Origin of the sequence: Nocardioides sp. Root682 (assembly GCF_001427795.1) — a bacterium.
Taxonomy (GTDB): domain Bacteria; phylum Actinomycetota; class Actinomycetes; order Propionibacteriales; family Nocardioidaceae; genus Nocardioides.
On the sequence record NZ_LMHJ01000002.1, the window covers coordinates 235,287 to 258,914 of the forward strand.

Here is a 23,628-nt window from a genome sequence, read left to right on the forward strand (position 1 = left end):
CGCAGAGGGCCAGTCGCCGGACGCCCAGGACCAGCAGGGGGCCCACTGCACCAATGGGTGACACCTTGACCGCCCCATAGTGGGCGGATTGGGCGTACCTCAGCGCGGAGCCAGCACCACGATCGGCAATGGCCGCGTCGTACGTTGCCGGTACTTCGCGAACGTGCCCCGGTTGGCCTTGTTGCAGAGCGAGAACATCCGCTCGTAGTCCGGGTCATCCGTGCGCACGGTCCGAGCAGTCCCGACAATCTTGCGGACGCCGACCTGGAACTCGACGTCCTTGTTGGCCTCCAGGTTGAGGATCCACGCGGGGTCGCGGCGAGCGCCGCCGTTGGATCCGACGACCAGGCGATTGTCGCCGTCGGTCGCGTAGACCAATGCCGTCGTACGACGAAGTCCGCTCTTGCGGCCCGTTGTCCGCAGTAGGAGGGTCGGCATGCCCATCAGCAACCGGTGCCCGACGAGGCCGCGGGAGGTCTCGTAGATCTTCTGGTGGGCGTCGAGCGTGGCGAGGAACAAGTCGCGCTGGGACGGGAGCTTCATGGGGGAGAGCATGCCAGCCCGCGGCGACCGGTACGCTTCGAACATGCGTTCGGGCCGGCGGGTGGACGGGGTGCAGGACCATTTGCCGTTCGACCTCGCTCCGACGGCCGGTCCAAGCGACCCTTCCCCGTCAGTACGACGCCCGCGGACTCCGCCGCCGATCGACCGCAACCGCTTCCGGCTGCGCAATGACGCCCTCGCCTCGCACGGCTGGCCGGCCGGCACCGAGCTGCTCGTCGACCCGGACCGTCGCCCGCGTCGCGGCCAGGTCGCGCTCGTGTCCGAGGGCGGGCGGCTGAAGATCGGCGTCTTCGACCTGCAGCTCGGCCGCGGCGTACTCCGGACCGACCGAGGCTCGGTCTGGCTGGGTGCGTCCGCGCGCTTCGTCGGTGTCGTGACTCTCGTCGGTGCGCCGTTCGAGGGGATGCCGGACGTGGCGGGCTGAGTCCGCGAAGAGGGGATCGCGGATCGCCGTAGAACGTGTTCTACTTCTGCTCGTGACCATCACTCACGACATCCTTGGCCAGACCGTGACCATGCCCGTCGACGTACGGGATGGCTCCAACGCCACCGTCATCTTCGACGTCGACCTCGAGGCAGCCCGGGCCCTGGCCCCGGCCGGCTTCGAGGTCATCGAGACCGCGCCGGGCCGCGCGCAATTCGCGCTCGCGCTGATCGACTACAAGGACAACGACCTCGGTGCCTATCTGGAGGTCGGCACCATCCTCTTCGTCCGTCCCGAGGGTGGTGGCGAGGACGGCACGTTCATCACCCACCTCCCGGTCACCGAGTCGTTCACCTGTGCTGCCGGCAACCAGATCTGGGGCTTCCCCAAGTCCGTCGAGCAGATCGAGGTGACCAACACCGAGACCACCACGCGCTGGCTGCTCACGATAGGTGGCGAGCTCGTCGTCGACATCACCCTGCCGCGCGGTGGTACCGACGAGATGCCACCGATGGCGCTGAACGCCTACACCCTCATCGACGGCCGACCGCACGTCACCGCCTTCACCCAGGGCGGCAGCGGCAGCGGGATCCACTTCGGTGGCGAGGTGTCATTGACGCTCGGTTCGCACCCGATCGCCAAGGAGCTCGCCTCCCTTGGCCTGTCGCCGGACTCCGTGGTCCTGAGCACATGGACCGAGCGGATGCAGGCTCGGTTCGACGAGCCCACGCCGCTCTGACCTCGCCTCTGACGGGCCAGATTGTCCGACAACTTCATGAATGACCGTCTGAAACGGATGGCGGCGGGTACTGCGAGATTCAACAACCGCTGCTGAACGGAGTCAGAAAATGGTCACCCTTGGCGTCATCCTCCTCATCATCGGCCTCGTCGCGAGCATCCCGGTCCTCACCACGGTGGGCGCGATCCTGATCGTCGTGGGACTGGTGCTGAACCTGGTCCCGATCGGCGGCACCCGTCGGATGTACTACTGACGAACCACACAGCCGCTACCGCGACCAGCCTCTTCAGGTGGACCCCTGAGGAGGCTGGTCGTCGTGGCGTCGAAGGGGCTCGAGCAGTTCACCTCGCCGCCACCGAGACGTCGGGCGGACGTCGGGCGCGACTCCTAGCGTCGCGCACATGCGCCTTCTTCCTGCCGTTGCCCTGTTGGGTGTGAGCGGCCTCGTCGCCGCCCCTGCCCTCGCCGCCACCACGCCCTACGTCGACAAGCGCACCACGCTGGGGGCCATCGCGCTGGAGGACTTCCAGCCGACTGTCGTCGACGACCGCGGCGTCGAGCTGGGCGGAATCGGCAGCGGACTCTTCTCCTTGGGCAACAACGAGTACTGGACCATCACCGACCGCGGCCCGAACGGCGAGATCGGCGACACCCGCACCTTCATCGTCCCGGAGTTCACCCCGTCGCTGGTCAAGGTCCGCGCTCGGGGCACCCGGCTCGACGTACTGGAGTCCATCCCGCTCGTGACGCCGGCCGGTGACCCGGTCACGGGACTCCCGAACTTCGCGGTGCCCGGCGACCCGGCGCCGTACGCCGCCGACGGCACGACGCTGCTCGACTACAACGCCAACGGCGTCGACACCGAAGGGGTGGTGCGTCCGGCGGACGGCCACTTCTGGCTCGTCGACGAGTACGGCCCATCGATCGTCGAGGTGGACCCGGCCGGCCACGTGATCGCACGCCACGTCCCTGCCGGACTCGAGGACGACTACGCAGCTGCTGGCGTCGACTACCCGGTCGAGGGCTCGCTGCCCGCTGAGCTGTCGAAGCGCCGCGGGAACCGCGGCTTCGAGGACATCGCGTTGTTGCCCGACGGCAAGACCATCGTGGTCGCGCTGCAGAGCTCCGTCGTGGTCTCGGGGGACCGGGATCGGATCATCACGGAGCTGGTCTCGTTCGACACGACGACCGGTACGACACTGCATCGCTACGGCTACCGCTTCGACGCGGCCTCGACCTTCGCGGCCGGCACCCGCGGACGCGACCTGAAGATCTCCGCGCTCATCCCGGTCGACCAGACGCACCTCATCGTCCAGGAGCGCACCGACACCGAGGCCCGCTTCCACACCATCGAGCTCGACCCCACCGACCCGTTGGTGACCGAGGAGGACAAGACCCTCCTGGTCGACCTGGCCGGTGTCGCGGGTGTGCCCGGCAAGGTCGAGGGCGCTGCGTTGAAGAACGGGTCGACGCTGGTGGTCATCAGTGACAACGACTTCGGGTTCGTCCCGCGGGCGTACGCCGCCGGTGAGGACGTCGACCCCTCGGGCGTGAAGACGGTGCTCGCAGAGGTCAAGCTGCCGTAGGGCGAGCCAACACGTGCAGGGGACAAGGGCAAGACCCGAACGGGCCATTGTGCTCGTCGGCTGATGTGCTCACCGTGGACGCATGAGGATCGCATCGTTCAACGTGGAGAACCTCTTTGCGCGCCCGAAGGCCATGGACAGCAACGAGGCGGACAGCGACACCCGCAGCAGGATCCTTGCCGCGCACGCGAGGGTCTCGACCCTGTTCGAGCTCGCCAGCTACCAGGGGGTTGAGGGGGAGATCCTCGACCTCCTGGACCAGCTGGGCGTGCTGAACGACGACGAGGGCACCTTCGTGCGACTCCGCAAGCTGCGCGGGTCGTTGCTACGACGCCCGACGACAGGCGACGTCACGCTGATCGCCAAGGGGCGGGCCGACTGGGTCGGGTGGGTCGAGCTCAAGACCGTCGCGGTCAGCGTTCGCGCCACCGAGCACACCGCCCTGGTCATCCGTGAGCTCGCCGCCGACGTCCTCACCGTGGTCGAGGCGGACGACCGCCCAGGCCTGGACATGTTCAGCCGAGCCATGCTGCCCGCGGTGGGCGGGACGCCGTACCCACAGACGATGGTGGTCGAGGGCAACGACTCCCGCGGGATCGACGTCGGTTGCATGGCGGGAGCGGGGTACCCGCTGGTCCAGATCCGGACGCACATCTTCGACGAGGATGCGACGGGGCCGGTCTTCTCGCGGGACTGCTGCGAGTACCACTTCGAGACGCCCGCCGGCGGTCGGCTCGTGGTGCTGGCGAACCACTTCAAGTCCAAGGGGTACGCCTCGCAGGGCGACCCGATCGGTGCGAAGCGCCGCAAGCGGCAGGCGCGCCGGGTGGCCGCGATCTACAAGGCCCTGCGACGCGAAGGGATCGAGCACATCGCCATCACCGGTGACCTGAACGACGACCCGGCCAGCGACGCGCTCAAGCCGCTGATCGGGCTGACCGGCCTCACCGACATCAGCGCGCACCCGGCCTTCGACTGGAACCACCGCAAGGGCACGTTCGGCTCGGGCAACGAGAAGGACAAGATCGACTACATCCTGATGTCGGACCCGCTGTTCGCGCTGGCGACCGGGGGAGGGGTGTTCCGCAAGGGCGTGTACCGCGGCAACCGCACGAAGGACCCGTGGGAGATCTTCCCGACGCTGGACAAGAAGGAGCACGAGGCGTCGGACCACGCGGCGATCTACGCCGACATCACCGACTTCTAGCCTGCGCTGGGCAGGTTCGATGCAGTGCGCTCAGATGGACAGGTCTGCGATGAGCCCGTCGACCAGGGTGAACCGCTGGCTCAGGTCGACGACTCCGCCAGGGAAGTCGCCTTCGAGGTGCGTGGAGACGACGTACACCTGATCACTCGCCCGCTCCACTCCGGTGATCTCTGTCGTATAGGTGAACCGGGACGCCACACTCTCGCGCCAGCCGCGGATCTCTGCGATGCCTTCGTAGTCGTGGCTCTCGTCGCGGACATGAGCGTCGGGCTGGAAACAGGCGAGCAGGGTGTCGAGGTCGCTGGATGCCGAGGCCTCGTAGTACCGGTCGATGACATCGGGGATGGTGGTCATGGGGCCGAACCTAGTGAGGGGCACCGACATCCGCTGGTCACTTCAGGCGCTTCCAGTGGCCCTCGGAGACGACCTCGACGACGCCGTCGACCACGGTGAAGGCGGTCTGATCGTCGATCGCGTACGCCGACCCGGCGATCGTGCTCGTCCAGGCCTCTGCCTCGGCCATCGAGTTGCCCGGCGCGCCATCCGGCGCCAGGTGCGGGCAGATCGAGAAGTCGACGAGCCCGAGGGTGCTGTCGTCGCCGTTCGGCGGCCGCCACTGGATGAAGTCGTCACCGACCTCCGGCGTCATCACCATGCTGCCCGCGCTGAGCCCGACCCAGACGGTTCTGTGCAGTGAGGGAATGAGGTTGGCCAGCCCGGACTCGCGCATCCAGTGGCACAGGTAGAGGACGTCTCCACCGGCGACGAGCAGCACGTCGGTCTCGCTGAGGAGGGGGACCCAGAGGTCCTTGTCGATGCTGGGGAGTGCGGTGAGCTCAAGTACGCCGACCGACTTCCAGCCCAGGCTCACCATGGGGAGCGAGTCGTTGCCGCTGATGAACCGCCACGGCATGACGCCCGGGCCGACCGACGGGTGTCCGTACTGCGCGGTGGGGATGCACAGGGCGGTGGATTCTTCGATCGGCTTGCCCAGCAGGTCGATGAGGGCTGCGTGGATGCTGGGGTTGGTGACACCCGCGGACGTGAGCAGGAGCTTCAAGGTCTCTCCGATCGGGTCAGATGACTGCCTGATCTGTCCGACTCGGGCTCATCGCGAAAGTCATCGGCCATGACAGCAAGGCTCGGTGTCGGACGGGTCGGGCACGTCGGCACGGGCCTGCACACCGCTGAATGTCCGTTGCTCCTCATCGGGGAACCCTTGATCAAGCAGGTTCATCAGATGTTCCCCATCAACCCTGAAGCGCAACGCAAAGCGGCCTGTCGCCCGCACGAGCCGAGGACCTGGGTGTGGTCGGTCTGCGCCTAGCCAGAGGCTTGGGCGTCCAGCCACGCCCGCCATCCGCCGTACGACGTGATCTCGCGATCGGTGTCGACACCGTCGGCCGTGCAGATGAACCCGAGCACCTGGCTGCCGTCAGCGAGCTCGACCGGCCCGATCCCGAGGGGTGGAGCGATCGTTCCCATGAAGCCCGCCAGGGCCGCCGCGGGCAGGCGCCACACCTCGACCTCGATGCCTTCGCCGACCGGCTTGCCGTCCGTACGGGTGAGGCCGGGGCGGGGGAGTGGGCCGTCGACGACGTACATCCGGTAGTCCGTCGCGGTCCGGGTGGTGGTGACGAGGGTGCCGCCGCGACCTACGAGGTCCGCGTTGAGGGGTTGTCCGGTCAGGTGGGCGCCGGCGACCGCGACCAACGCGCCCGACCGTTGCTCGGCGAGGTCGAGCAGGGCGTTGTCGTAGCCGGCTGGTGCCAGCAGTTGTACGCCGAACGGCAGGCCGTCAGTCCGCATGGGACCGGGGAACGCCACGGCGCACAGGTCGAGCAGGTTGGTCATGTTGGTGAACTGGCCGAGCCGCGTGTTCACGCCGATCGGGTCAGCCGCGACCTCGGCAAGGGTCGGGTGCGTGGCCGTGACCGGGAGGAGCAGCGCGTCGATCTGCTCCCAGATCGGCTCGGCCTCCCGGGCCAGCTCGGCGAGCCGGTGGAAGCCCGCGAAGGCGTCTGCTGCGGTGAGGTCGCGGCCCTTCGTCACGATCGCGCAGACCGTCGGGTCCACCGCCGGGTCATCGACCAGCGACGAGCCGAAGGCGAGCCAGCGCTCGGCCAGCCACGGCCCTGAGTAGAGCAACGCAGCCGCCTCGAGGAGAGGCGAGATGTCGATGGCCACCGCGCCGTCGGTCTCGGCGACGGCCTGCTCCCAGGCCTCCCGGTGCAACGGATCGAGGTCCAGCTGGTTGGTCGGGACACCGATCCGGGGCCGATCCCCGAACGCCCGTTGCGTGATCCTCCGCGCATACGCGTCGGCCGGATCGAAGACCGCGATCTGGTCGAAGACCCTTCTCGCGAGCGGCAGGGAGCGAGCCAGGACCGTCGTACAGTCCAGGGACCGGCAGGCCGGGACCACGCCGGACGTGGACACCAGGCCGCGCGTGGGCTTGATGCCGATCAGCCCGTTGAACGCCGCCGGGACCCGGCCGCTGCCGGCGGTGTCGGTACCCAGCGCGAAGTCGGCCTCACCGGACGCCACCGCCACGGCACTGCCCGAGCTCGAGCCTCCGCTGATGTGCACGTCGGAGAAGACCGAGCTGCAGACGCCGTACGGCGAACGCGTGCCGACCAGTCCGGTGGCGTACTGGTCGAGGTTGGTCTTCCCGACCGGTACGGCGCCCGCATCGATCAGCTTCTGTACGGCGAACGCACTGGCCAATGCCGGAGTCGAACGCCGCGGATCACCAGCAGTGGTGGGGATCCCGGCCAGGTCGATGTTGTCCTTGATGGCGAACCGAAGGCCCGACAACGGCCCCGGACGATCCTCGAATGCCTCAACCTGTGAGGCGGACAAGCGTGAGATGAAGGTCGTCATGACACCCACCGCTGCCTTTCTGCGTCGAAGGCTGCGCGTCGTTGCGCGCGCAGGGTGGCGATCTCGCCGGCGGCCTCGGCCTCGAGCTGGTTGACCTCGGCCACGGAGAAGGTCGCGGGCCGGGTCACCAGGTCGGCACGCCCAGCCTTGATGTCGGCGCGTTGGTGCGCCAGCTCCTCGGCACTGACCGGGTGGAAGCGGATCCGGTCGAACTGCCGCAGCAGCCACGGTTGCTCGTCGCGTTGCTCCTCGGCGAGCCCGGGCAGCCGCCAGACCGGCAGCGTGCGCCCGACCAGCTGATAGCCGCCAGGCCCCTCCATGCCGTAGATGCAGAGGTAGATCCCGCCGATGCCGACGGCGTTCTGCGGGGTCCACGTGCGGGCGGGGTTGTACTTCGTGGTGACCAGCCGGTGCCGCGGATCGATGGGTACGGCGACGGGCGCACCGAGGTAGACATCGCCCAGCCCCACGACGAGGTACGTCGCGGCGGCCACCACGTCGAACACGTCCGCCCGGTCTCCGAGGTCGTTGACCCGGCGGATGAACTCGACGTTGTCGGGACACCACGGGGCATCCGGTCGCACCGACGCGGCATAGCGGCGCATCGCCTCATGGGCCTCGGGGTGGTCGAACGCGATCGGGAGCGAGACCTCGCGAGCCGGGATGGTCACCGTGGCCGGATCGGCCAGCCCGCCTGCAAGAACGGCCAGGTGCTTGGCCAGGGTGTCGAGCCCGAGCCGGGCGTCGTCGACCTGGACCAGCAGCGACCGGACGCCTTCCACGATCTCGGTCACGCCGTCCGGACGGTCGCCGCGCAGCGCCTGGGCCAGCAGGTGGATCCACACCCGGATCCGCAGGTCGAGCTCGGCCGGACCCGCTTCGACGAGCAGGTGCCGGTCACCCGACCTCCGGATCGTGTACGCCGGCGTGGTGCCGTCGGCGTCGTACTCCTCCAGTTCGAGGGGGCGGGCGGCCGGTGCCGCGACCGTCTCGCCCATGGGCTGCGAGTGGAGCGACGCCAACAGTGCGCGCCGCTGACGCATCGCCTCGGCGGCGGCTTCCGGTGTCGTGGGGACGAGCCGTACGGAGTCGCCGGGACGCAGCTGTCCGAGGATCCAGCGATCGGCACCGATCACCACGGCCGGTACGACGAAACCGCCGAGCGACGGGCCGTCCTTGCCGACGATCACCGGGGTGTCGCCGGAGAGCATGATGCCGCCGACCGGGTACGCCGAGTCGTGCAGGTTCGACGGATGCAGGCCGGCCTCGCCGCCGTCCTCGCGGGCCCAGCCGGGCGTCGCCCCAACCAGCCGCACGCCTGTCCGGTCGACGCGGTGGTCGACCGTCCAGGTCTCACCGAAGAGCGCTTCGACGCCCTCGAAGGTGAGGTGGGTCGGGGCGCCGTGGGGCCCCGGGATCACCCGCAGCGCCCAGTCGGACTGCAGGTCGGGGAGCAGCGCCGAGACGTCGGCCGGTGCCGACTGGTTGCCCAGCCGTCCCAGCGCTACGACGTCGCCGTCCGCCAACGGACGACCGTCGAGACCACCGAAGCCACCGAGGATGAACGTCGAACGGCTGCCCAGCACGCGGGGTACGTCGAGCCCACCCTGCACGGCGACGTACCCACGGAAGCCGGGACCGTCCAACGAACCCACGTCGAGGACGGAGCCCGCGCGCAGCCAGACGACGGTGCCCGGGCGCAGGGGACGTCCGTCGATCGTCGCCTGCGTCGCGGCTCCGCCGACGCACACCTGCCGGTCGGTCGAGACCGTGAGCACCGGTCCGCGCACCACACACTCCAGGCCAGCGGCGCTCCACGAGTTGCCGACCGCCGAGTTCACAAGAGCGAAGCTGAGCTCGTCGAAGGCGCCGGAGGGTGGGACACCGACGTCCCACAGCCCGGTGCGGCCCTCGAGGTCCTGGATCGTGGTCTGGGTGCCGGCGCTGACGACGGTCAGGCCGGTCACGACTCCCACCAGCCGAGCAGCTGCACCGCGGTCGGGTCCCAGCCGTTGCAGGGGTTGTTGAGCTGCGGGCAGTTGCTGATCAGCACCAGGATGTCGCGGCTGGCGACGATCTCGACGTACTTCCCCGGAGCGGAGACGCCGTCCTCGAAGTTGAGGTTCCCCAGGGAGTCGACGGGCACGTTCATGAAGAAGTTGATGTTGTGCCCGAGCTGCCGCTGCCCGATGCCGGCCGCGGCGCCGTACGCCAGGAAGGTCTGGCGGCACGCGTGCTGGTGGCGCACGTGTTCGCCGTACCGGATGACGTTGGACTCCTGCGCGCACGCACCGCCGATGGTGTCGTGACGACCGCAGGTGTCGTCGCTGATCACGGCGAGCTCGTCGAGCCTGGTGCTCAGGAGTCGCGAGCCGGTGGTCAGGTAGACCGCGCCCTGCTCGCGGATCGTGTCGAGCGCGGAGTAGCGGTTGTCGATGTCGTCGGCGTCGTAGAGCAACGTGTCGACCGCCTGATTGCCGTAGGTGTCGACGATGCGCAGCCGACCTCCCGCGGGAACCCGGATGAGTGCGCCGTCGCCGGCCTGGACGACCGTGTCGAGCACGGTCGCCTGGAGTGTCGTGGTCATGCCGCGAGCCTCCTGGCCTGCTCGAGCGCGCGGGCGCTCTCGTCGCGGAAGTTCCAGCTCGGGTCGTCGGTGGTGACGGGCTCCGCCACAGCGACGTCGATCCGGACTCCGGCCGGCGCGTACGGCGCCGTTGAGAGCGGGTGCGGCGCCGTCGCCAGGACGAGCAGTACGTCGACCTCGGTGCGGAGCGTCACCGTGTCGCCTTCCTGGGAGACCCCGGTCAGCAGGCCGAGCGTCCCGCGGGCGTCGTCGGTGATGCCGACCTTGCTGAAGAGGTTCACGCTGCCGTGCAGGTCGGCCTCGCCGAGCCCGTGCCTGGTCAGCTCGCTGACCAGGCCGGTGTGGGCGGAGCGCTTCCAGTCGTTCCGGTCCACGGCGTACGACGACGGGCCGAACCTCGCCAGGTGGGCATCGGACCCGAACCCGGTCAGGCAGTCGTGCCAGTCGAGGCTGGAGTCGACGACGGAGGCCAGGGCGACCCCGCGATCGGACATCAGCACCATCGGCGCCTTGATGCACGCCGACATCTGCGCCTTGAGGGTGTCGGGGACGTTCAACCGGTCGAGCCGGTCCGGCCCGAACAGCAGGGTGCTCACGCAGGCGTCGTCGCCCAGCGCCGTGAGCGTCACCAGACGCCCGGCACGGATCGGGAACGACCAGGCCGCGCCACCCGGGACCTCGTGGGTGAAGCCGCTCATGCCTCTTCCTCCGCGGTCCGCAGGCCCGGGAGGGCGAACGAGAACGACGGCACGGGCTCGCCGAGGCTGCGGTGGTAGTCCTTGCGCTGTACGGCGTACGCCGCGACTCCGCCGAGACCGACCACGGCGAGCGTGATCAGCGGCAGGTAGTGCAGGTACCAGCCCTCGCCGGCGGGGTCGTAGACCTCCGCACGCGGCATCGCCAGGTTGATCGCCATGGCGATCCCGTAGACGACCGCGATGGCGTTGACGACGATGCCGAAGCGTCCGAGCGAGAAGAGCTTCTTGCCGTTCTCGTCGAGTCCGTCGAGCAGGGGAGTGCCGGTGATGCGGCGGTAGAGCAGCGGCGCCGTCACGAGCAGGTAGGCGATGTAGAGCAGCATGATGCAGACGCTCGCCAGGCCGAGGAAGAGACCGGCGTTGCCGACGTTCACGACGAGACAGAGGCCGGCCAGGACACCGGGTACGACGGTCGCGAGCACGGGCGTGCCCGTCTTGGGGGAGACCTTCGCGAGCTGCTTCGAGTACGGCAGCACGTTGTCGCGGGCCATCGAGTAGATCATCCGGGCGGCGGCCGTCTGGATGGCGAGCGTGCACACGCAGACGGCGAAGGCGACGTCGAGCAGCAGGAGCTTGCCGGTCGTCGTACCGAGCTGGCTGGTCAGGACGTAGGGGAGGCCCTGCAGCCCGAGGTTGCCGTCGGTGACGCTGGGCGCAGCCATCAGGGCAGCGATGATCAGGAACGCACCACCGAGACCGGAGGCGACGACCGCGCGGATGATCGTGCGGGGCGTGGTGGCCCGCGGCTTGTGGGTCTCCTCGGCAAGCTCACCTGCGGAGTCGAAGCCGACGAGGACGTACGCCGCCATCAGCGCCGAGATCAGCAGCGGGACGACGTACCCGGTGGTGTTGTCGAGGTTCGTCGTGTGGAGCACGACCGACGGCCCACGCTCGGCGTGGCCGAACAGGAGGATCGCCAGCAGGACGACGCCGATCAACTCACACGTGACACCGATTGAGTTCACGATCGCGGTGATCCGGACGCTGACCGCGTTGAGGGTCGTCGTGACGACGAGCAGGATCACGCCGAGGAGTACGGCGTTGCTGGCACCCGACTTCGACGACAGCGTCGGGTCACTGCCGATCACCTGGAAGCCGCCCCACACGGCGGGGAGCACGACCTGGAGCGCGATGGCTGCAGCGGCCACCGTGATGATCTGCGCGATCACCATCGTCCAGCCCGCGAACCAGCCGACGATCGATCCGCCGAGTCGCCGTGACCACTGATAGATGGCGCCGGACAGGGGGTAGCGCGCCGCGAGCTCGGCAAAGCAGAGGGCGACCATGAGCTGACCGGCGAAGACCGCGGGCCAGGTCCAGAAGAACGCCGTACCGCCGAAGCTGAAGCCGAGGCCGAACAGCTGGAAGACGGTGGTCAGGATCGAGACGAAGGAGAAGCCGGCAGCGAACGACGCATAGCTGCCGACGCGTCGGGAGAGCTGTTGGGTGTAGCCGAAAGTGCCGAGATCTACGGCGCTTGAGTCGGGAGTTGTGGACACTGTGCCTCCGATGGGTAGGCCCAGAACGCGCACGGCAGCTCGGGGCCAGTCGGCCTCCCGGGCTTTTGTCCCGCCGTGGAACGGTCGTACATCTCTGTGCGACCGCCTCCCCTCTCGGACCAGGCCCTCCGTTGCCGGAGACGGAACCCTAGGGGCGCCCCGCCGATGTCAGCGGGTCGGGAACAGTTCAGACGGCCGTGGTTTCACCGCGGCACTTGTCGAGTAACGGTTCTGTTTCCAGCCGCTCACGTTGGGCTGCGACACGCTCGCGAGTGCCGATGCGAAGAAGGCGTCGTTCTGTCGGAGTTCGCGGCTATGTTCGCGCCGTGGACAACGACAACATCGTGGACAAGATCCTCGGCATGGTTCCGCCTGACCTTCTCGGCGCCTCGGGATCTCTCCTGTACTCAGGCCGCGATGCGTTCTCAGGTTCGTCGCCCCTGTACTTGATGGGCATCAACCCCGGCGGTGACCCCGACGAGCTCGTTCAGTCGAGCATCCATTCCGACACCGACTGGATGCTGCGCGACCGGCCAGCCAACTGGTCGCGCTACCGCGACGAGTCGTGGGGTCCCGGCGCGGCGCCCGGCACGTGGAAGATGCAACCTCGGGTGCTTCACCTCCTCAACCGGCTGGGGCTGGATCCAGGAGAGGTCCCATCTAGCAACCTGATCTTCGTGAGGAGCCGCCGCGAGGCGGACCTCGCACGGGACCACATGACCTCGATGGCTGAAGCGTGCTGGCCATTCCACCAAGCGGTCATCGAGCGGCTCGGCGTACGCGTCGTCGTCTGCTTCGGCGGGACGGTGAGCGGATTCGTCAGGGGCAAACTGGGGGCGAACCAGGAGACGGATCGATTCGTCGAGGTCAACAAACGCAACTGGACCAGCCGCACCTTCCGCGCACCCAGCGGACTCACCGTGGTGCAAGCAACGCATCCCTCCATTGCCGACTGGTGTAACCCGAACACGGATGTGTCGGACCTCGTCGCCCGAGCGCTTCTTGCGGCTGCCTAGTGCAATCGCGCTTGACGCAGCGTGGCAGCGCTCGTAGCCGCCAATGAAGGAGCCTGACCCGATGGACCTGACACCTGCCCAGCTCGATCGCGCCTGTGGCGCCCTGCTCGGCTCGGCCACGGGTGACGCGCTGGGCGCCGGCTACGAGTTCGGCTCTGCTCCACCGGGACCTGAGGGTCCGGCGATGATCGGCGGCGGCCTGGGTGACTTCGCTCCGGGGGAGTGGACTGACGACACCACCATGGCGTGGTGCATCGCCGATGTCGCCGCCACCGGTGCTGACCTGCGGACCGATGAGGCCCTCACGCAGATCGCCCGCCGGTTTCGTGACTGGTATGAGACGGGTCCGGCCGACATCGGTAACCAGACCCGGAACGTGCTGGCAGCAGCTGGTCCATCGCCAACAGGTGCGGCACTGCTCGCGACGGCCTACGACCTTCACGCGAGAACCGGACACACGGCGGGCAACGGTTCGCTGATGCGTACCGCTGCCGTCGCACTGCCCTACCTGGATGACGCCGAGGCGGTGGTGGAGACAGCGTTCAAGGTGAGCGCACTGACCCATTACGACCGACGGGCTGGCGAGGCATGCGCGCTGTGGTCGCTCGCGATCCGGCACGCAATCTTGGACGGAGAGTTCGACCTTCGCGCGGGTCTCGACCTGCTCGAAGCGGAGGCGGCTGAGTACTGGTCGGAGCGGATCACTGAGGCCGAAACACATCCGCCCACCCGATTCACGCCGAACGGCTGGGTGGTCGCCGCCTTCCAGGCCGCATGGTCCGCGATCGTTCAAACTCGGGTGCCCGAGGGTGCCGACGCGCCCAGACATTTCGGTGAAGCCTTCGGTACGGCCATCGCGATCGGCGATGACACCGACACCGTCGCGGCCATCGCCGGTGCGTTGCTCGGCGCGCGATGGGGCGCCTCAGCAGTGCAGGCCGACTGGCGTGAGATTTTGCACGGCTACCCGGGCGTGACGGGCGAGCGATTGGTAGACCTCGCCCTGCTTGCGGTCAGCGCCGACAACCCTGATGTATCTCAGTGAATTGCCCCGGGTTTCGTGTAATGGTCCACAAAAGTCTCCAGAAACACCGGGGCGGTTCAGTTGCAGTTGGGCCTAGTCGGCGACGGCATATTTGCGCGTCACTCGACGCACGACACCCGCCTGCGTGTCACCTCATGTGAGAACTCCGCGACCTGCTTCGCAGTCCACACCTGTACGAAAGGGGCGCTCGTTGAGTGCGTCACGACGGCGAGCCGCCATGCGGGGTTGGACGCCTCTACGTGAGCCCACTGGCTGTTCTCCAACTCGGCAGCGGGGATCCCATCCGCGCGACCCTTGACCTCCACAAGGAGGTGCTCCCCGTCATGGATGACGTCGAGGTCGTAACCCAAGCCATCGTCGTTGGGCAGCGGGGTGACCATCGCGCCCTGCTCCTCGTACCAGTCAGTGACAGCGGCGACAGCGGCCTGCTCACTCTCGCTGTTGTCACCGCCGCGCTTCGCGAGCTTGTGTGCTCTCGTGGTGACGAGGGGCGTGCCCTTGTTCCACTCAAGTCGATCGTCGGCGTCGAGCACGACTGGCAGCCTGTCGAGTAGCACCGCGACGTCTTCGGGCCGCGTGAGAGCACCGGTGGACACACTCGGTTTCGGCACGACGCTGTGAACAAGGCGGTCCTTGACGTCGAGCACGTTCTCCCAGCGGACTGCGGCGATCCACTCGGCCCACTCGTCGCCGGGCCGTGTCGAGTAATCAGCGTCGCTCTGCGACCCGTAGTGCCCGTACATATTGTGGCGGGCGTCTACGAAAGGGACGTCGTTCCCCTCGTTGTCGACGATGACCGCGCGAGCGACGGGAGCAGGCTCGCGGACGACGATGCCGCGTGCGACGTACCCAGCAGCCTCGCTGCTCCGACGCCGAGCTGTGCTCAGAGTCCAGCGCACCCAGACGCGATCCTCGACCTTCATCTTGCGCATCTCGCGATTGGAGGTCGGGTTGTATCCGGCAGCGACAAAGCTGTACTTGACCGCGTCCGCCCAAGATCGGTCTTGTCCGCCGGGGCTGTCGTAAAAGTGCAGGCTGTAGTCGGTCATGGGCCGACCCGTGGACGCGTCAGAATCGGCAACGAGTGGCACTCATTCACGGTGACGAAGCTACTCGACCTCTCATGCACTCTATGCCGACACCAGCAGCGCGGCGCGGGCAAGTCTGATGTCGAGGCCCAGCGCTTCGGCGCTGGCATGCGATCCGCCCCTGAGGCGCCCAGCCCGATCTGTGCCCGAGCGAGGCGATCGGTTGGCCGGCAGACCGTGTATCGCCTTGCGGTGAAGGACCTTGAGAACCCGAGCGGAGTGAACGCGTCGAGTCGGTCGAACAAGACATGTATCTGTCCAGCAGCTAGTCGACGCGTCGCCAGGCGGACGCCTCAGCGCAAGCCTGGAATCCATCCGTCGGGCTGGGGGCCCCAGGTGGACGGCCACTCTCTGGGGCGTGTCCCGGGCCGTTTGCGGCAAGATGGGTGGCCGCATGTGAGATCGACCCGACGAGTGAAGTGACGCCTAGCCCTAGAAACGTGAAGGAGCGCGCCGCGTGAGCGAGATTCCAGAAGGTGTCCTCGCCGGCTATCGGGATACCCTCGATGCGTTCGTGATGCGCACCCGCCGGATCGCCGCGCACTCTCTGCTTACGGACCGTGATCAGTTTGCCACGTGGGTGAGGATCCCCGGTGAGCTGCGCCTTCTTGAAGGCGGCCCGGAGGGGGAGATGCGCTTCGACCTCCCCCCTGAGGAGGCCTTCGAATCGTTGGTTGCGCGGGTCCGCCCCTTGCTTCTCGAACAGGACGGTCTCCACTACACGCGCGTGCTCGCCGCTATGGGTGCCTTCGGTCGAAACGACTCCGACGTTCAAGGGTGGCGCGTGGACCTTCGGGAGCGCTGGGATCGTGCGACCGGATCTCAGGCTCTCGGGTTCTTCGTGGGAGAGGCCCGCGACGGCGCGTCTCTCGCAACTGATGTGCAGCTTGCTCATGGCTGGCTCTACGGCGACCTCGTGCATGCCAGACCCGAAGTGCCGGACGTGGTTTTAAGGACAACCCTCGATCAGCGGTTCGTCGCCGCAGTGCTGGTTTACGGGCAGGCTGTGATGGCAGCAATCGCCACCATGCACGCCGTACAGCAGATGTGCGACAAGGGCCTGGTTGCGTTGAGCGCGAAGAGCCTCGCGACTCCGGTCGTAGTAGGAGCGCCCATGGTCATATCGATTGCTGGAGCTCGGATCGGGCCAGCTGGCGACGCGCCGCGATTTGGGGCATCGCTACCGGACGACCTGTTGCGGACCCCGGATCCGAATACTTGAGCGATTGCTCCCAAAGAAAGACGGGACTGGTTGGCCGCTGTCTTTGGACCGGGGCGTCCTCGACCCACAGGACGGATCTCAGGAAAAGCGGGTTGGCATCGCGTTTACGAACGCGACTGTGCAGCACGAGGAAGTTCTGTTGTTGAGCGTCAGTTGGCGGAGTCGATGTCTATAGACAGCGCGAGCGACTCAGCGTCACTCTTGTTGAACTGGTAGGGCGGGCGTCGTCCGAGATTGAACGAATAGATGTCTCCGTCGTCCTTCACACCGGCAATGGAGAATGTGAACTCGCACGGTCCGCTGTCACCCAGATCGTTGGGTTTGCCTAGCGTCGCCAGGCCAACGACCTCCCCGGTGGCGCTCTCAACGGTGACTTGAGCGCCCTCGGTGATGTCGTCGTAGTAGGTCTCGGAGTGAGCGCTGTCGCATGCGGCGTCGAACTGGACTGTCCCTGCAACGAGAAACGAGCCGACGGTTGGCTCAGCTCGCGACGCGCCTGAACTCTGGTCGTCATCGCGCAAGACCAGCCATATACCGCCCGCTCCTACCACCAGCGCAACCACGATCGGGACTAGCAGCCCCACCCAGAACGAACCGCTCGGCCGCGTACGCGCGGATGCCTGAGGCGCGAACGGGATCTGTGACAGAGGGCATCCGCATTCAACACAAAACTTCGCTGTTGCTGGGTTCTGATGGCTATTCGGGCACTGCATGAGGCTTCACTCCTGCGCTTGAAGGGGGTGAGTCAAGAAGCAGGCTAGAACCGTTCGAGGTAGCTGTCAGCGCATCGGTGCACCCTGTCCATACGAGGAGCGTCTGCTGCACGGATAGGTGGCATCTTGGCCTGTCACCCGTTGGTGCAGCAGGCCCAACCGGTCCGATCGATGGGCGGTCAGCGCCACGCATTCATGTCGTACGCCGTGCCGACGCTGCGCCCGTCAGAAAGCCTGAATACCTGCCATGCGTTGGCGGTAATGCCGTGATCGGTGAGGTGCTGGTTGGGTGTGCGGCCATTGGAAAGCTCGCCCCCTCGGCCCATCGTTACCGTTCCGATGTTGTTGGGTCCGGTCATTCGGGTTCCTGCCGGTACTCGGGCCCATGAACGGCCCTTGTAGTCACGAGCAGGAGTGCTTCTGTGCTGCGCTGTCCGCGCGGGCGTGGGGGTGCGTTGGATCGGCGCCGTCGGTGTCGCCTCGGCGCGCACCAATGGGTGCAATGTGATGACTCCGTTCCTAACCTCAAGGTCGTACGGCCCAGGTGGCACGTTCTGCGGGAGTGAACAGGTGCGGTCTGCGGCAACGAGGACAAAGGACATGAGGTGATTCTTACACAAGAACTGAATTCTTGTGTAAGAAGCACCAAGTAAAGTTCGGCACCGGGTGACGTCGATGGGCCTTCGGTGCGAAGGCCGGACGCGGGGTCGCACCATCTGGTACACAGGCGACGCTGGTGGCGGCAAGGGAAATGGGACGAGATGGCTGACCGTTCGACGGTGACACAAGCGCTGAGCGACTTTGTGGCTGAGCGCGAGTGGGCTCAGTTCCACTCTCCCGAGAACTTGACGAAGAGCATCGCCATCGAGGCAGGCGAGCTTCTCGAATGCTTCCAGTGGACCGATGACGCGCCGGAGGGCCGTGTGGTGGAAGAACTCGCCGATGTCCTCACCTACGCCTATCTTCTCGCGGCGCGGCTTGGTGTGGACCCCGACCAGATCGTGCTCGACAAGTTGGAGACGACGAGATCGAAGTACCCCGTGGATCGGGCACGCGGGCGGAGCGCGAAGTATGACGAGCTTTAGGGTCGACCAGTTTCCGTTCACCGCCGGGGACGTGCGGGGCCAGATCGACCTCGACCCGCGTTTCTCGAACTGGCCGGTCGTCTATGCGCTCGACGGTGACGGCTCTGTCTACGTGGGTGAGTCGCTCAACGTCGCGGGACGACTTCGTCAGCATCTCGATTCGCCGGACCGTCGAAAGCTCCAATGTGCGCGAGTGGTCATCGACGAAACTTTCAACAAGTCGGTTTGCCTCGACCTCGAGTCCTACCTGATCCGTCTCCTTGCGGGTGATGGACGATTCCAGGTCCTCAACCGCAATGACGGCATCACCAACTCGAACTACTACGGCCGCGAGCAGTACCAGTCGACGTTCAGAGCCATCTTCGACGAGCTCCTTGCGCGAGGCCTCTTCACAAGGCCTATCCGCGAGATCGAGAACAGCGACCTGTTCAAGCTGTCGCCGTTCAAGGCATTGACGCAGGACCAGGCGATCGCGGTCGACGACATCTTGACGGGGCTCTTCGACGACCTGACCTCGGGTGCATCCAGTCGAATCGTGATCCAGGGCGACCCGGGCACCGGCAAGACGGTCGTTGCCGTGTTCCTGATGAAGCTCCTGAGCGACATCAAGAATGCCGATCTGACGGAGCCGGTCGAAGGGGACTCGATCCTGTCGGAGTTCTTCGTGCCCGGGTTTCCGGAGCTGCTGGACAACTTCAAGGTGGGACTGGTGGTGCCGCAGCAGTCGCTGCGTAAGTCCATCCAGAAGGTGTTCAAGCACACCCCTGGATTGCAGGCGAGTCAGGTCCTCACTCCTTTCGAGGTCGGGAAGAACGACGAGCGCTTCGACCTCTTGATCGTGGATGAGGCGCACCGGCTCAACCAACGCGCGAACCAAGCAGCAGGTCCGCTCAACACGATGTTCAGGGACACGAACATCCGCCTGTTCGGCCAGGACGATCCGTCCCTCACGCAGCTCGACTGGATCGACATCATGAGCAAGCACCAGATCTATCTGGTCGATGGCGCTCAGGCGATCCGTCCCGCAGACCTCCCTGCTTCCACGACGCAGGCGCTTGTCGACACCGCGCGCCACGAGAGCCGCCACTACCGACTGGCGTCGCAGATGCGGGTTGCCGCCGGTCAGGACTACGTGCGGTACGTCCGTGGTGTCCTCGACGGCAGCGTGACCACGCGACAGTCGTTCGACGGGTACGACCTGCAGATGTTCGAGGACGTGGGGGAGATGCGGGCCGCATTGCTCGAGCGGGAGCGCGAGGTCGGACTGGCCCGCATGCTCGCGGGCTACGCCTGGCGGTGGGTGAGTAAGAAGAATCCGGACGCGTTCGACATCCAGCTCGACGGCCTTGGCCTGCGCTGGAACTCCGCTGACACTGACTGGGTCAACACTCCTGGCTCGGTCGACGAGGTCGGCTCGATCCACACAATCCAGGGCTACGACCTCAACTACGCCGGCGTGATCGTCGGCATGGACCTTCGCTACGACCCCGACTCAGGACGCATCTGTTTCGACCGGGCCAACTACTTCGACCCTCGCGGTACGACGAACAACCGGGTACTCGGGATCACGTACTCCGATGACGACATCATTCAGTTCGTACGGAACATCTACGCGGTGTTGCTCACGAGAGGGATCCTCGGCACGTACGTGTACGTCTGCGATCCGCCTCTGCGTGAGTACCTCGAACGATTCCTCTAGCACCAGGAGATCCCGGCTGTGAGCGAACTACGATGCTGGCCACACAGGGAGGGTCTGCCACTCCGACGGGTGGCAGGTTTATGTACCAAGCCCAACTTCGGACGTGATGACATCCGTCGTTCCGACCCCTCAAACATGGCCACATGCAACGATCGCCGCATGCAGGGCAATCCACGCAGCATCGCGAACATTCTCAATGCAAGCTCGGCCTACCGGATCCCGCCATACCAGCGGGCGTACCAGTGGGAGGCGGAGCGCTGGCAGGGGCTGGCCCATGATGTTCAACAGCTGACTATGAAGCCGAAGGGCGACCCTCCCCACTGGCTCGGAATACTCCTTCTCAGCGACGACAGTGGGACCAAATACCCCGGCGACGATTCGGTGCAGAGCTACACCGTTATTGACGGCCAGCAGCGCCTAACCACGACGATTCTCTGGCTCGCCGCGCTGGCGCATCATGCGAGGGACAAAGGAACGCCGATCAAGCTCGATGTTTCAAAATTTGCCACGTTGGATGTTCAAGAAATCGACCGGCTGCCGTTCAAGGTCGCGCTCGAGGGCAAATGGCGTCTTGCAAAAAATGCGTCGCTTCTCGGAAAGCGCCCGCTACAGGCCTACGCATACTTTCGATACCTCCTGCACCTAGGGCTCGATGCATTGGCGGAGGAGGAGCCAGTCAGGTCCCAACAACTCAAGCCGGAAAAGGCGGCTGGGGCCTTCGAAGCTCAATGGGACCAATTCCTCGCCACCAAGCGAGGGCTGGCCGTGCCCCGCGGTGAAGCGGTCGACTGTGACCTGTTGGCTCGAACCAGCCGCACCGAGATGTCGCTTTTCAGCCTCATTCACGATCCGAAGACTGACGAGTCGCAGGCCACGATCTTCGACACACTCAACGGAATGCGCACGCCCCTCGAACCGCTGGATCACGTCCGCAACTCCCTGTTCGTACGACTGCCAGAGGCGGACGCGAAGTACCTGTACGAGAAGGAATGGAAGGCCACTGAGGACGCAATCCGCAACGTTCGGATGAAGCGGATGGCTTCTGAGAAGGTCTTCCTCTACGACTACTTGATCGCGCACGGCGAAAAGGGTCGCCAAAAGGCGCTCAACGCCAATCGGGGCGCCGCCCACTTCAGCGTGATGACGCGCAGCATGGACAAAGACGCACTTCTGGAACTTCTTCGGGAGGACCTCTTGCCAAGCATGGCTTCGTGGCCCGTCGTCGTGCGTCAGTCGGATACCTACCGGCACGCCGGAGTGAAACTCGATATTCCGATTGAGGTTACGCACCTCCTAACGTCGTTATACGACCTCTCTGCCAATCCGGCCAACCCGATTGCGCTCCACTATGTATCCCAGCTCGCCCTCGGGAATGTGGATGCTGACGAAGTGGCGGAGGCGCTTCTGTATGCGGAGGCCTACATCGTGCGACAGATGCTTGCAGGCAAGTCGCTATCTCCGCTGCGCGCAAGAATCATGGACGTGATGGGCAGACTCGATCGAAGCATTGATCCCGCCGACTTGCTTACCGAGTTGCAGGCATCGGTCTGGCCGACCGATGGCGAGATCGAGGACCTCGCGCACGAGAAGCCCGCGTACTCCGACCTGGGCGCGAGGCCAATGACAGCCATCCTCCGAGGGATCGAAGCCGAGCAAAGCGGGGCGGGGTCGATGTTCTTCGTTCACGGGACCAGGCCGAACGAGTACACGATTGAGCATCTCTTCCCTCAGAAGCACGTGAAGTGGGATGCCGATATCGCAGCATGGGGTGCTGATCCGTCGGCCATGGGTCACCGATTGCACGCACTCGGGAATCTCGCGGTAGTCACCGGCGCACACAATTCGGCAGTAGGCAACAGCACGTTTGGCGAAAAGAAGGCCTACCCGACAAAGCCCGGAAAGAAGGTCGCACCTCTGGCAATCAACGCGGGGTGGCTTGCCGAACCGCAGTGGACGGAGGCCGAGATCGACAAGCGAACCGACGATTTGGTCGCCTCCGCTCTTGCCCGCTGGTCCTTCTGAAGTACGGCCAGCACGCTTGCGCCTATCGCGAACTAGGCAACAGTTGGGCTGCTCCGAGCCTAATTGGCAGATCCGGGAACAGTCGGCGATCGATCTGTACCGGTGAGGTCGCTAATCAGCCGGGCTCTCGCTGAACGAGCGCCGCACTAGCTTCGGGTACGGTGCCCCTCCACCAGTTTAGCAACCTCCGAGACGGCCGAGTCAGCGCGCTTGGGAGGTTGTGGAGGCAGCCGACCGGGGATCGCCGGTTGGCTCCTACCCGTTCCGCCGGGCAGAGCCGATTCCACGGGCGCCGCTGGAGGTGGCGCAGGGACGGTGGGGCGATCGCTTGGGGTTTGCAAGGCGAGGCGATCGTGCCGCATCGCCTCGCGATTGGTAGCGACGTGGACTGCACATGGCGCTAGGACGGGATCGTCAGGGAACCGCCGGTGCTTCGGGGTGTAGCGCGACGGTGATCTTGCCGTCGTTGGTGCGCACGAAGGTCAGGCGCGTCGCGCCGTCGCCGTCGTCGTCCAACGCTTCCACGACCTGCGTTACGACACCCGTGCTGTCAGTGACTGAGTGGACCTCGACAGGGACCTGCTTGACTGCCAACCGAACGTCGCCAATTGCAATCACCCTCGCCAGGGGAAACAGACCGCCGTCCGTCGTTTTTGCCGAGATGGCTGGGTCTTGCGGTGTCGACAAGGTGAGCCTGATTGGGGTCGAGACAGCGAACTTGGGCATCTCGTGGTCCTCGAGGTACTTCCGCATTGCGATGGCATGCAACTGATCGGCCGTTACAAGATCGAAGTCCGCTGCGCGGTTCGTCTGGTTGGGACGGCACTTCGCGAACAGTGGCTTGAACATAGGGAACGACGCGATTCCCGTAAGCGGGTTCAAAGTTGAATCCTCGAACCTCGGCGACGTGGAGAAAGGTGTGATCTCGAAGCCTACGTGGAGGACCTCGAGGGTGTGAATCACAAGTTCGGTCAGCCCGAGCCAAGAGACGACGTCATCGACACTGACCTCTTCCACGGTTCGAAGTTGGATGCCGCGCGCTGCGGCCGCATTGCGAGCGCCTTCAGTGAAGCCCCCGCCGCCTACGACCGCAACTGCTACATCCGCGCCGATTGCCCTCCGCTTCCCGTCGATCGCGTCTATCCAGTCGACTGCTTGGTTGCCTGCACGCTCCCGGCACTCGAACATCACAAGGACGTCCGCGCTTCCGGCCTTGGTCCGCACAGTCACATCGACTTCGCGCCGAGTTCCGCTATCGGACTCCTTGAAATATTCTGGCGACTGGATCTGAGCCTTGCCGACTGACGCGACCGCTTCGAGGCGTGCAATCAACAGTTCCAATGCACGGCCATCTCTAGGCATCCAACGAGCATACGGACCGGCTTCGAGGCTCAGGCTCAGGGCGGGTGACGCCACGCTGACAGTGGAGCCCCTTGGTGTAGATGCGCGGTGCACGGCGCGAAGAGTGCGGCGCGTCCTGACATACATGCT

23 protein-coding genes and 1 riboswitch are annotated in these 23,628 nt (G+C 66.0%); of the genes, 11 read left to right on the forward strand and 12 right to left on the reverse strand.

The window, feature by feature from the left end; all coding sequences use genetic code 11:
- Positions 1-99 precede the first annotated feature (99 nt).
- Positions 100-543 (reverse strand): nitroreductase/quinone reductase family protein, encoded by a 444-nt coding sequence (locus ASD84_RS13410; protein WP_056712190.1) that lies wholly within the window; start codon positions 541-543, stop codon positions 100-102.
- Between the two features lie 43 nt (positions 544-586).
- On the opposite strand from ASD84_RS13410, the gene ASD84_RS13415 reads away from it, so the two are divergent.
- From ASD84_RS13415 to ASD84_RS13430, 5 genes are all read left to right on the forward strand, one after another.
- Positions 587-988, forward strand: a complete 402-nt coding sequence (locus tag ASD84_RS13415) for a hypothetical protein (RefSeq protein WP_156391917.1) — start codon at positions 587-589, stop codon at positions 986-988.
- Between the two features lie 52 nt (positions 989-1,040).
- Positions 1,041-1,727 carry an acetoacetate decarboxylase family protein gene (locus tag ASD84_RS13420; RefSeq protein ID WP_056711351.1) on the forward strand — a complete coding sequence of 229 codons (687 nt, stop codon included), beginning with the start codon at positions 1,041-1,043 and terminating at the stop codon, positions 1,725-1,727.
- 109 nt (positions 1,728-1,836) lie between these two features.
- Positions 1,837-1,980, forward strand: a complete 144-nt coding sequence (locus tag ASD84_RS25530) for a hypothetical protein (RefSeq protein ID WP_200954572.1) — start codon at positions 1,837-1,839, stop codon at positions 1,978-1,980.
- Positions 1,981-2,128: 148 nt separating this feature from the next.
- Positions 2,129-3,313, forward strand: coding sequence for an esterase-like activity of phytase family protein (locus ASD84_RS13425; RefSeq protein ID WP_056711354.1), 1,185 nt, complete (start codon positions 2,129-2,131; stop codon positions 3,311-3,313).
- An 82-nt stretch (positions 3,314-3,395) separates the two neighbouring features.
- A complete protein-coding gene (locus ASD84_RS13430; protein WP_056711355.1) occupies positions 3,396-4,520 on the forward strand; it encodes an endonuclease/exonuclease/phosphatase family protein in 1,125 nt (374 codons plus the stop codon).
- 30 nt (positions 4,521-4,550) lie between these two features.
- Here ASD84_RS13430 and ASD84_RS13435 read toward each other — a convergent pair whose 3' ends face one another.
- The 7 genes from ASD84_RS13435 to ASD84_RS13465 all read right to left on the reverse strand — a co-directional run bounded on the left by ASD84_RS13435 (position 4,551) and on the right by ASD84_RS13465 (position 12,247).
- Positions 4,551-4,874, reverse strand: a complete 324-nt coding sequence (locus tag ASD84_RS13435) for a nuclear transport factor 2 family protein (RefSeq protein ID WP_162251532.1) — start codon at positions 4,872-4,874, stop codon at positions 4,551-4,553.
- A 37-nt stretch (positions 4,875-4,911) separates the two neighbouring features.
- Positions 4,912-5,580 carry a Type 1 glutamine amidotransferase-like domain-containing protein gene (locus ASD84_RS13440; protein ID WP_056711360.1) on the reverse strand — a complete coding sequence of 223 codons (669 nt, stop codon included), beginning with the start codon at positions 5,578-5,580 and terminating at the stop codon, positions 4,912-4,914.
- Positions 5,581-5,843: 263 nt separating this feature from the next.
- Positions 5,844-7,403 (reverse strand): allophanate hydrolase, encoded by a 1,560-nt coding sequence (locus tag ASD84_RS13445; protein WP_056712193.1) that lies wholly within the window; start codon positions 7,401-7,403, stop codon positions 5,844-5,846.
- Positions 7,400-9,370, reverse strand: a complete 1,971-nt coding sequence (locus tag ASD84_RS13450; RefSeq protein WP_156391919.1) for a 5-oxoprolinase/urea amidolyase family protein — start codon at positions 9,368-9,370, stop codon at positions 7,400-7,402. The genes ASD84_RS13445 and ASD84_RS13450 overlap by 4 nt, the downstream gene beginning before the upstream one ends.
- Positions 9,367-9,990 (reverse strand): DUF1989 domain-containing protein, encoded by a 624-nt coding sequence (locus tag ASD84_RS13455; protein ID WP_056711364.1) that lies wholly within the window; start codon positions 9,988-9,990, stop codon positions 9,367-9,369. Before ASD84_RS13455 ends, ASD84_RS13450 begins: the two co-directional genes overlap by 4 nt.
- Entirely contained in the window at positions 9,987-10,688 is a 702-nt protein-coding gene (locus ASD84_RS13460) for a DUF1989 domain-containing protein (RefSeq protein WP_056711366.1), read from the reverse strand. The genes ASD84_RS13455 and ASD84_RS13460 overlap by 4 nt, the downstream gene beginning before the upstream one ends.
- A complete protein-coding gene (locus ASD84_RS13465) occupies positions 10,685-12,247 on the reverse strand; it encodes an amino acid permease (RefSeq protein WP_056711368.1) in 1,563 nt (520 codons plus the stop codon). Before ASD84_RS13465 ends, ASD84_RS13460 begins: the two co-directional genes overlap by 4 nt.
- Positions 12,248-12,299: 52 nt before the next feature.
- Positions 12,300-12,410, reverse strand: a riboswitch (guanidine-I (ykkC/yxkD leader).
- A 181-nt stretch (positions 12,411-12,591) separates the two neighbouring features.
- On the opposite strand from ASD84_RS13465, the gene ASD84_RS13470 reads away from it, so the two are divergent.
- Positions 12,592-13,263: a hypothetical protein gene (locus tag ASD84_RS13470; RefSeq protein ID WP_162251533.1), complete on the forward strand. Its 672-nt coding sequence runs from the start codon at positions 12,592-12,594 to the stop codon at positions 13,261-13,263.
- A gap of 61 nt (positions 13,264-13,324) precedes the next feature.
- Positions 13,325-14,308: an ADP-ribosylglycohydrolase family protein gene (locus tag ASD84_RS13475; protein WP_056711371.1), complete on the forward strand. Its 984-nt coding sequence runs from the start codon at positions 13,325-13,327 to the stop codon at positions 14,306-14,308.
- Positions 14,309-14,406: 98 nt separating this feature from the next.
- Here the strand turns inward: ASD84_RS13475 and ASD84_RS13480 are convergent, their stop codons facing one another.
- Positions 14,407-15,357: a protein NO VEIN domain-containing protein gene (locus ASD84_RS13480; RefSeq protein ID WP_056711372.1), complete on the reverse strand. Its 951-nt coding sequence runs from the start codon at positions 15,355-15,357 to the stop codon at positions 14,407-14,409.
- Between the two features lie 496 nt (positions 15,358-15,853).
- Here ASD84_RS13480 and ASD84_RS13485 point away from each other — a divergent pair, with 496 nt between their 5' ends.
- Positions 15,854-16,618, forward strand: a complete 765-nt coding sequence (locus tag ASD84_RS13485; RefSeq protein ID WP_056711374.1) for a hypothetical protein — start codon at positions 15,854-15,856, stop codon at positions 16,616-16,618.
- A gap of 149 nt (positions 16,619-16,767) precedes the next feature.
- Here ASD84_RS13485 and ASD84_RS13490 read toward each other — a convergent pair whose 3' ends face one another.
- Together ASD84_RS13490 and ASD84_RS25120 are read right to left on the reverse strand one after the other, a co-directional pair.
- A complete protein-coding gene (locus tag ASD84_RS13490; RefSeq protein WP_056711377.1) occupies positions 16,768-17,202 on the reverse strand; it encodes a hypothetical protein in 435 nt (144 codons plus the stop codon).
- A gap of 308 nt (positions 17,203-17,510) precedes the next feature.
- Positions 17,511-17,690 carry a hypothetical protein gene (locus ASD84_RS25120; protein ID WP_156391923.1) on the reverse strand — a complete coding sequence of 60 codons (180 nt, stop codon included), beginning with the start codon at positions 17,688-17,690 and terminating at the stop codon, positions 17,511-17,513.
- 402 nt (positions 17,691-18,092) lie between these two features.
- Between ASD84_RS25120 and ASD84_RS13495 the strand changes: the two genes are divergently transcribed.
- The 3 genes from ASD84_RS13495 (at position 18,093) to ASD84_RS13505 (ending at position 22,137) form a co-directional block, all read left to right on the forward strand.
- Positions 18,093-18,416 carry a nucleotide pyrophosphohydrolase gene (locus ASD84_RS13495; RefSeq protein WP_056711378.1) on the forward strand — a complete coding sequence of 108 codons (324 nt, stop codon included), beginning with the start codon at positions 18,093-18,095 and terminating at the stop codon, positions 18,414-18,416.
- Entirely contained in the window at positions 18,403-20,115 is a 1,713-nt protein-coding gene (locus tag ASD84_RS13500; RefSeq protein ID WP_056711383.1) for a DUF2075 domain-containing protein, read from the forward strand. The genes ASD84_RS13495 and ASD84_RS13500 overlap by 14 nt, the downstream gene beginning before the upstream one ends.
- 159 nt (positions 20,116-20,274) lie before the next feature.
- Positions 20,275-22,137, forward strand: a complete 1,863-nt coding sequence (locus ASD84_RS13505) for a DUF262 domain-containing protein (RefSeq protein WP_056711385.1) — start codon at positions 20,275-20,277, stop codon at positions 22,135-22,137.
- Between the two features lie 414 nt (positions 22,138-22,551).
- Here the strand turns inward: ASD84_RS13505 and ASD84_RS13510 are convergent, their stop codons facing one another.
- A complete protein-coding gene (locus ASD84_RS13510; RefSeq protein ID WP_156391925.1) occupies positions 22,552-23,553 on the reverse strand; it encodes a hypothetical protein in 1,002 nt (333 codons plus the stop codon).
- Positions 23,554-23,628 lie beyond the last annotated feature (75 nt).

Excerpts from the sequence above, each read along its gene's own strand:
- ASD84_RS13410 (WP_056712190.1), bottom strand. The coding sequence starts at position 543 with ATGAAGCTCCCGTCCCAGCGCGACTTGTTCCTCGCCACGCTCGACGCC.
- ASD84_RS13415 (WP_156391917.1), top strand. The coding sequence starts at position 587 with ATGCGTTCGGGCCGGCGGGTGGACGGGGTGCAGGACCATTTGCCGTTC.
- ASD84_RS25530 (WP_200954572.1), top strand. The coding sequence starts at position 1,837 with ATGGTCACCCTTGGCGTCATCCTCCTCATCATCGGCCTCGTCGCGAGC.
- ASD84_RS13425 (WP_056711354.1), top strand. The coding sequence starts at position 2,129 with ATGCGCCTTCTTCCTGCCGTTGCCCTGTTGGGTGTGAGCGGCCTCGTC.
- ASD84_RS13430 (WP_056711355.1), top strand. The coding sequence starts at position 3,396 with ATGAGGATCGCATCGTTCAACGTGGAGAACCTCTTTGCGCGCCCGAAG.
- ASD84_RS13435 (WP_162251532.1), bottom strand. The coding sequence starts at position 4,874 with ATGACCACCATCCCCGATGTCATCGACCGGTACTACGAGGCCTCGGCA.
- ASD84_RS13445 (WP_056712193.1), bottom strand. The coding sequence starts at position 7,403 with ATGACGACCTTCATCTCACGCTTGTCCGCCTCACAGGTTGAGGCATTC.
- ASD84_RS13455 (WP_056711364.1), bottom strand. The coding sequence starts at position 9,990 with ATGACCACGACACTCCAGGCGACCGTGCTCGACACGGTCGTCCAGGCC.
- ASD84_RS13460 (WP_056711366.1), bottom strand. The coding sequence starts at position 10,688 with ATGAGCGGCTTCACCCACGAGGTCCCGGGTGGCGCGGCCTGGTCGTTC.
- ASD84_RS13475 (WP_056711371.1), top strand. The coding sequence starts at position 13,325 with ATGGACCTGACACCTGCCCAGCTCGATCGCGCCTGTGGCGCCCTGCTC.
- ASD84_RS13480 (WP_056711372.1), bottom strand. The coding sequence starts at position 15,357 with ATGACCGACTACAGCCTGCACTTTTACGACAGCCCCGGCGGACAAGAC.
- ASD84_RS25120 (WP_156391923.1), bottom strand. The coding sequence starts at position 17,690 with ATGACCGGACCCAACAACATCGGAACGGTAACGATGGGCCGAGGGGGC.
- ASD84_RS13495 (WP_056711378.1), top strand. The coding sequence starts at position 18,093 with ATGGCTGACCGTTCGACGGTGACACAAGCGCTGAGCGACTTTGTGGCT.
- ASD84_RS13500 (WP_056711383.1), top strand. The coding sequence starts at position 18,403 with ATGACGAGCTTTAGGGTCGACCAGTTTCCGTTCACCGCCGGGGACGTG.
- ASD84_RS13505 (WP_056711385.1), top strand. The coding sequence starts at position 20,275 with ATGCAGGGCAATCCACGCAGCATCGCGAACATTCTCAATGCAAGCTCG.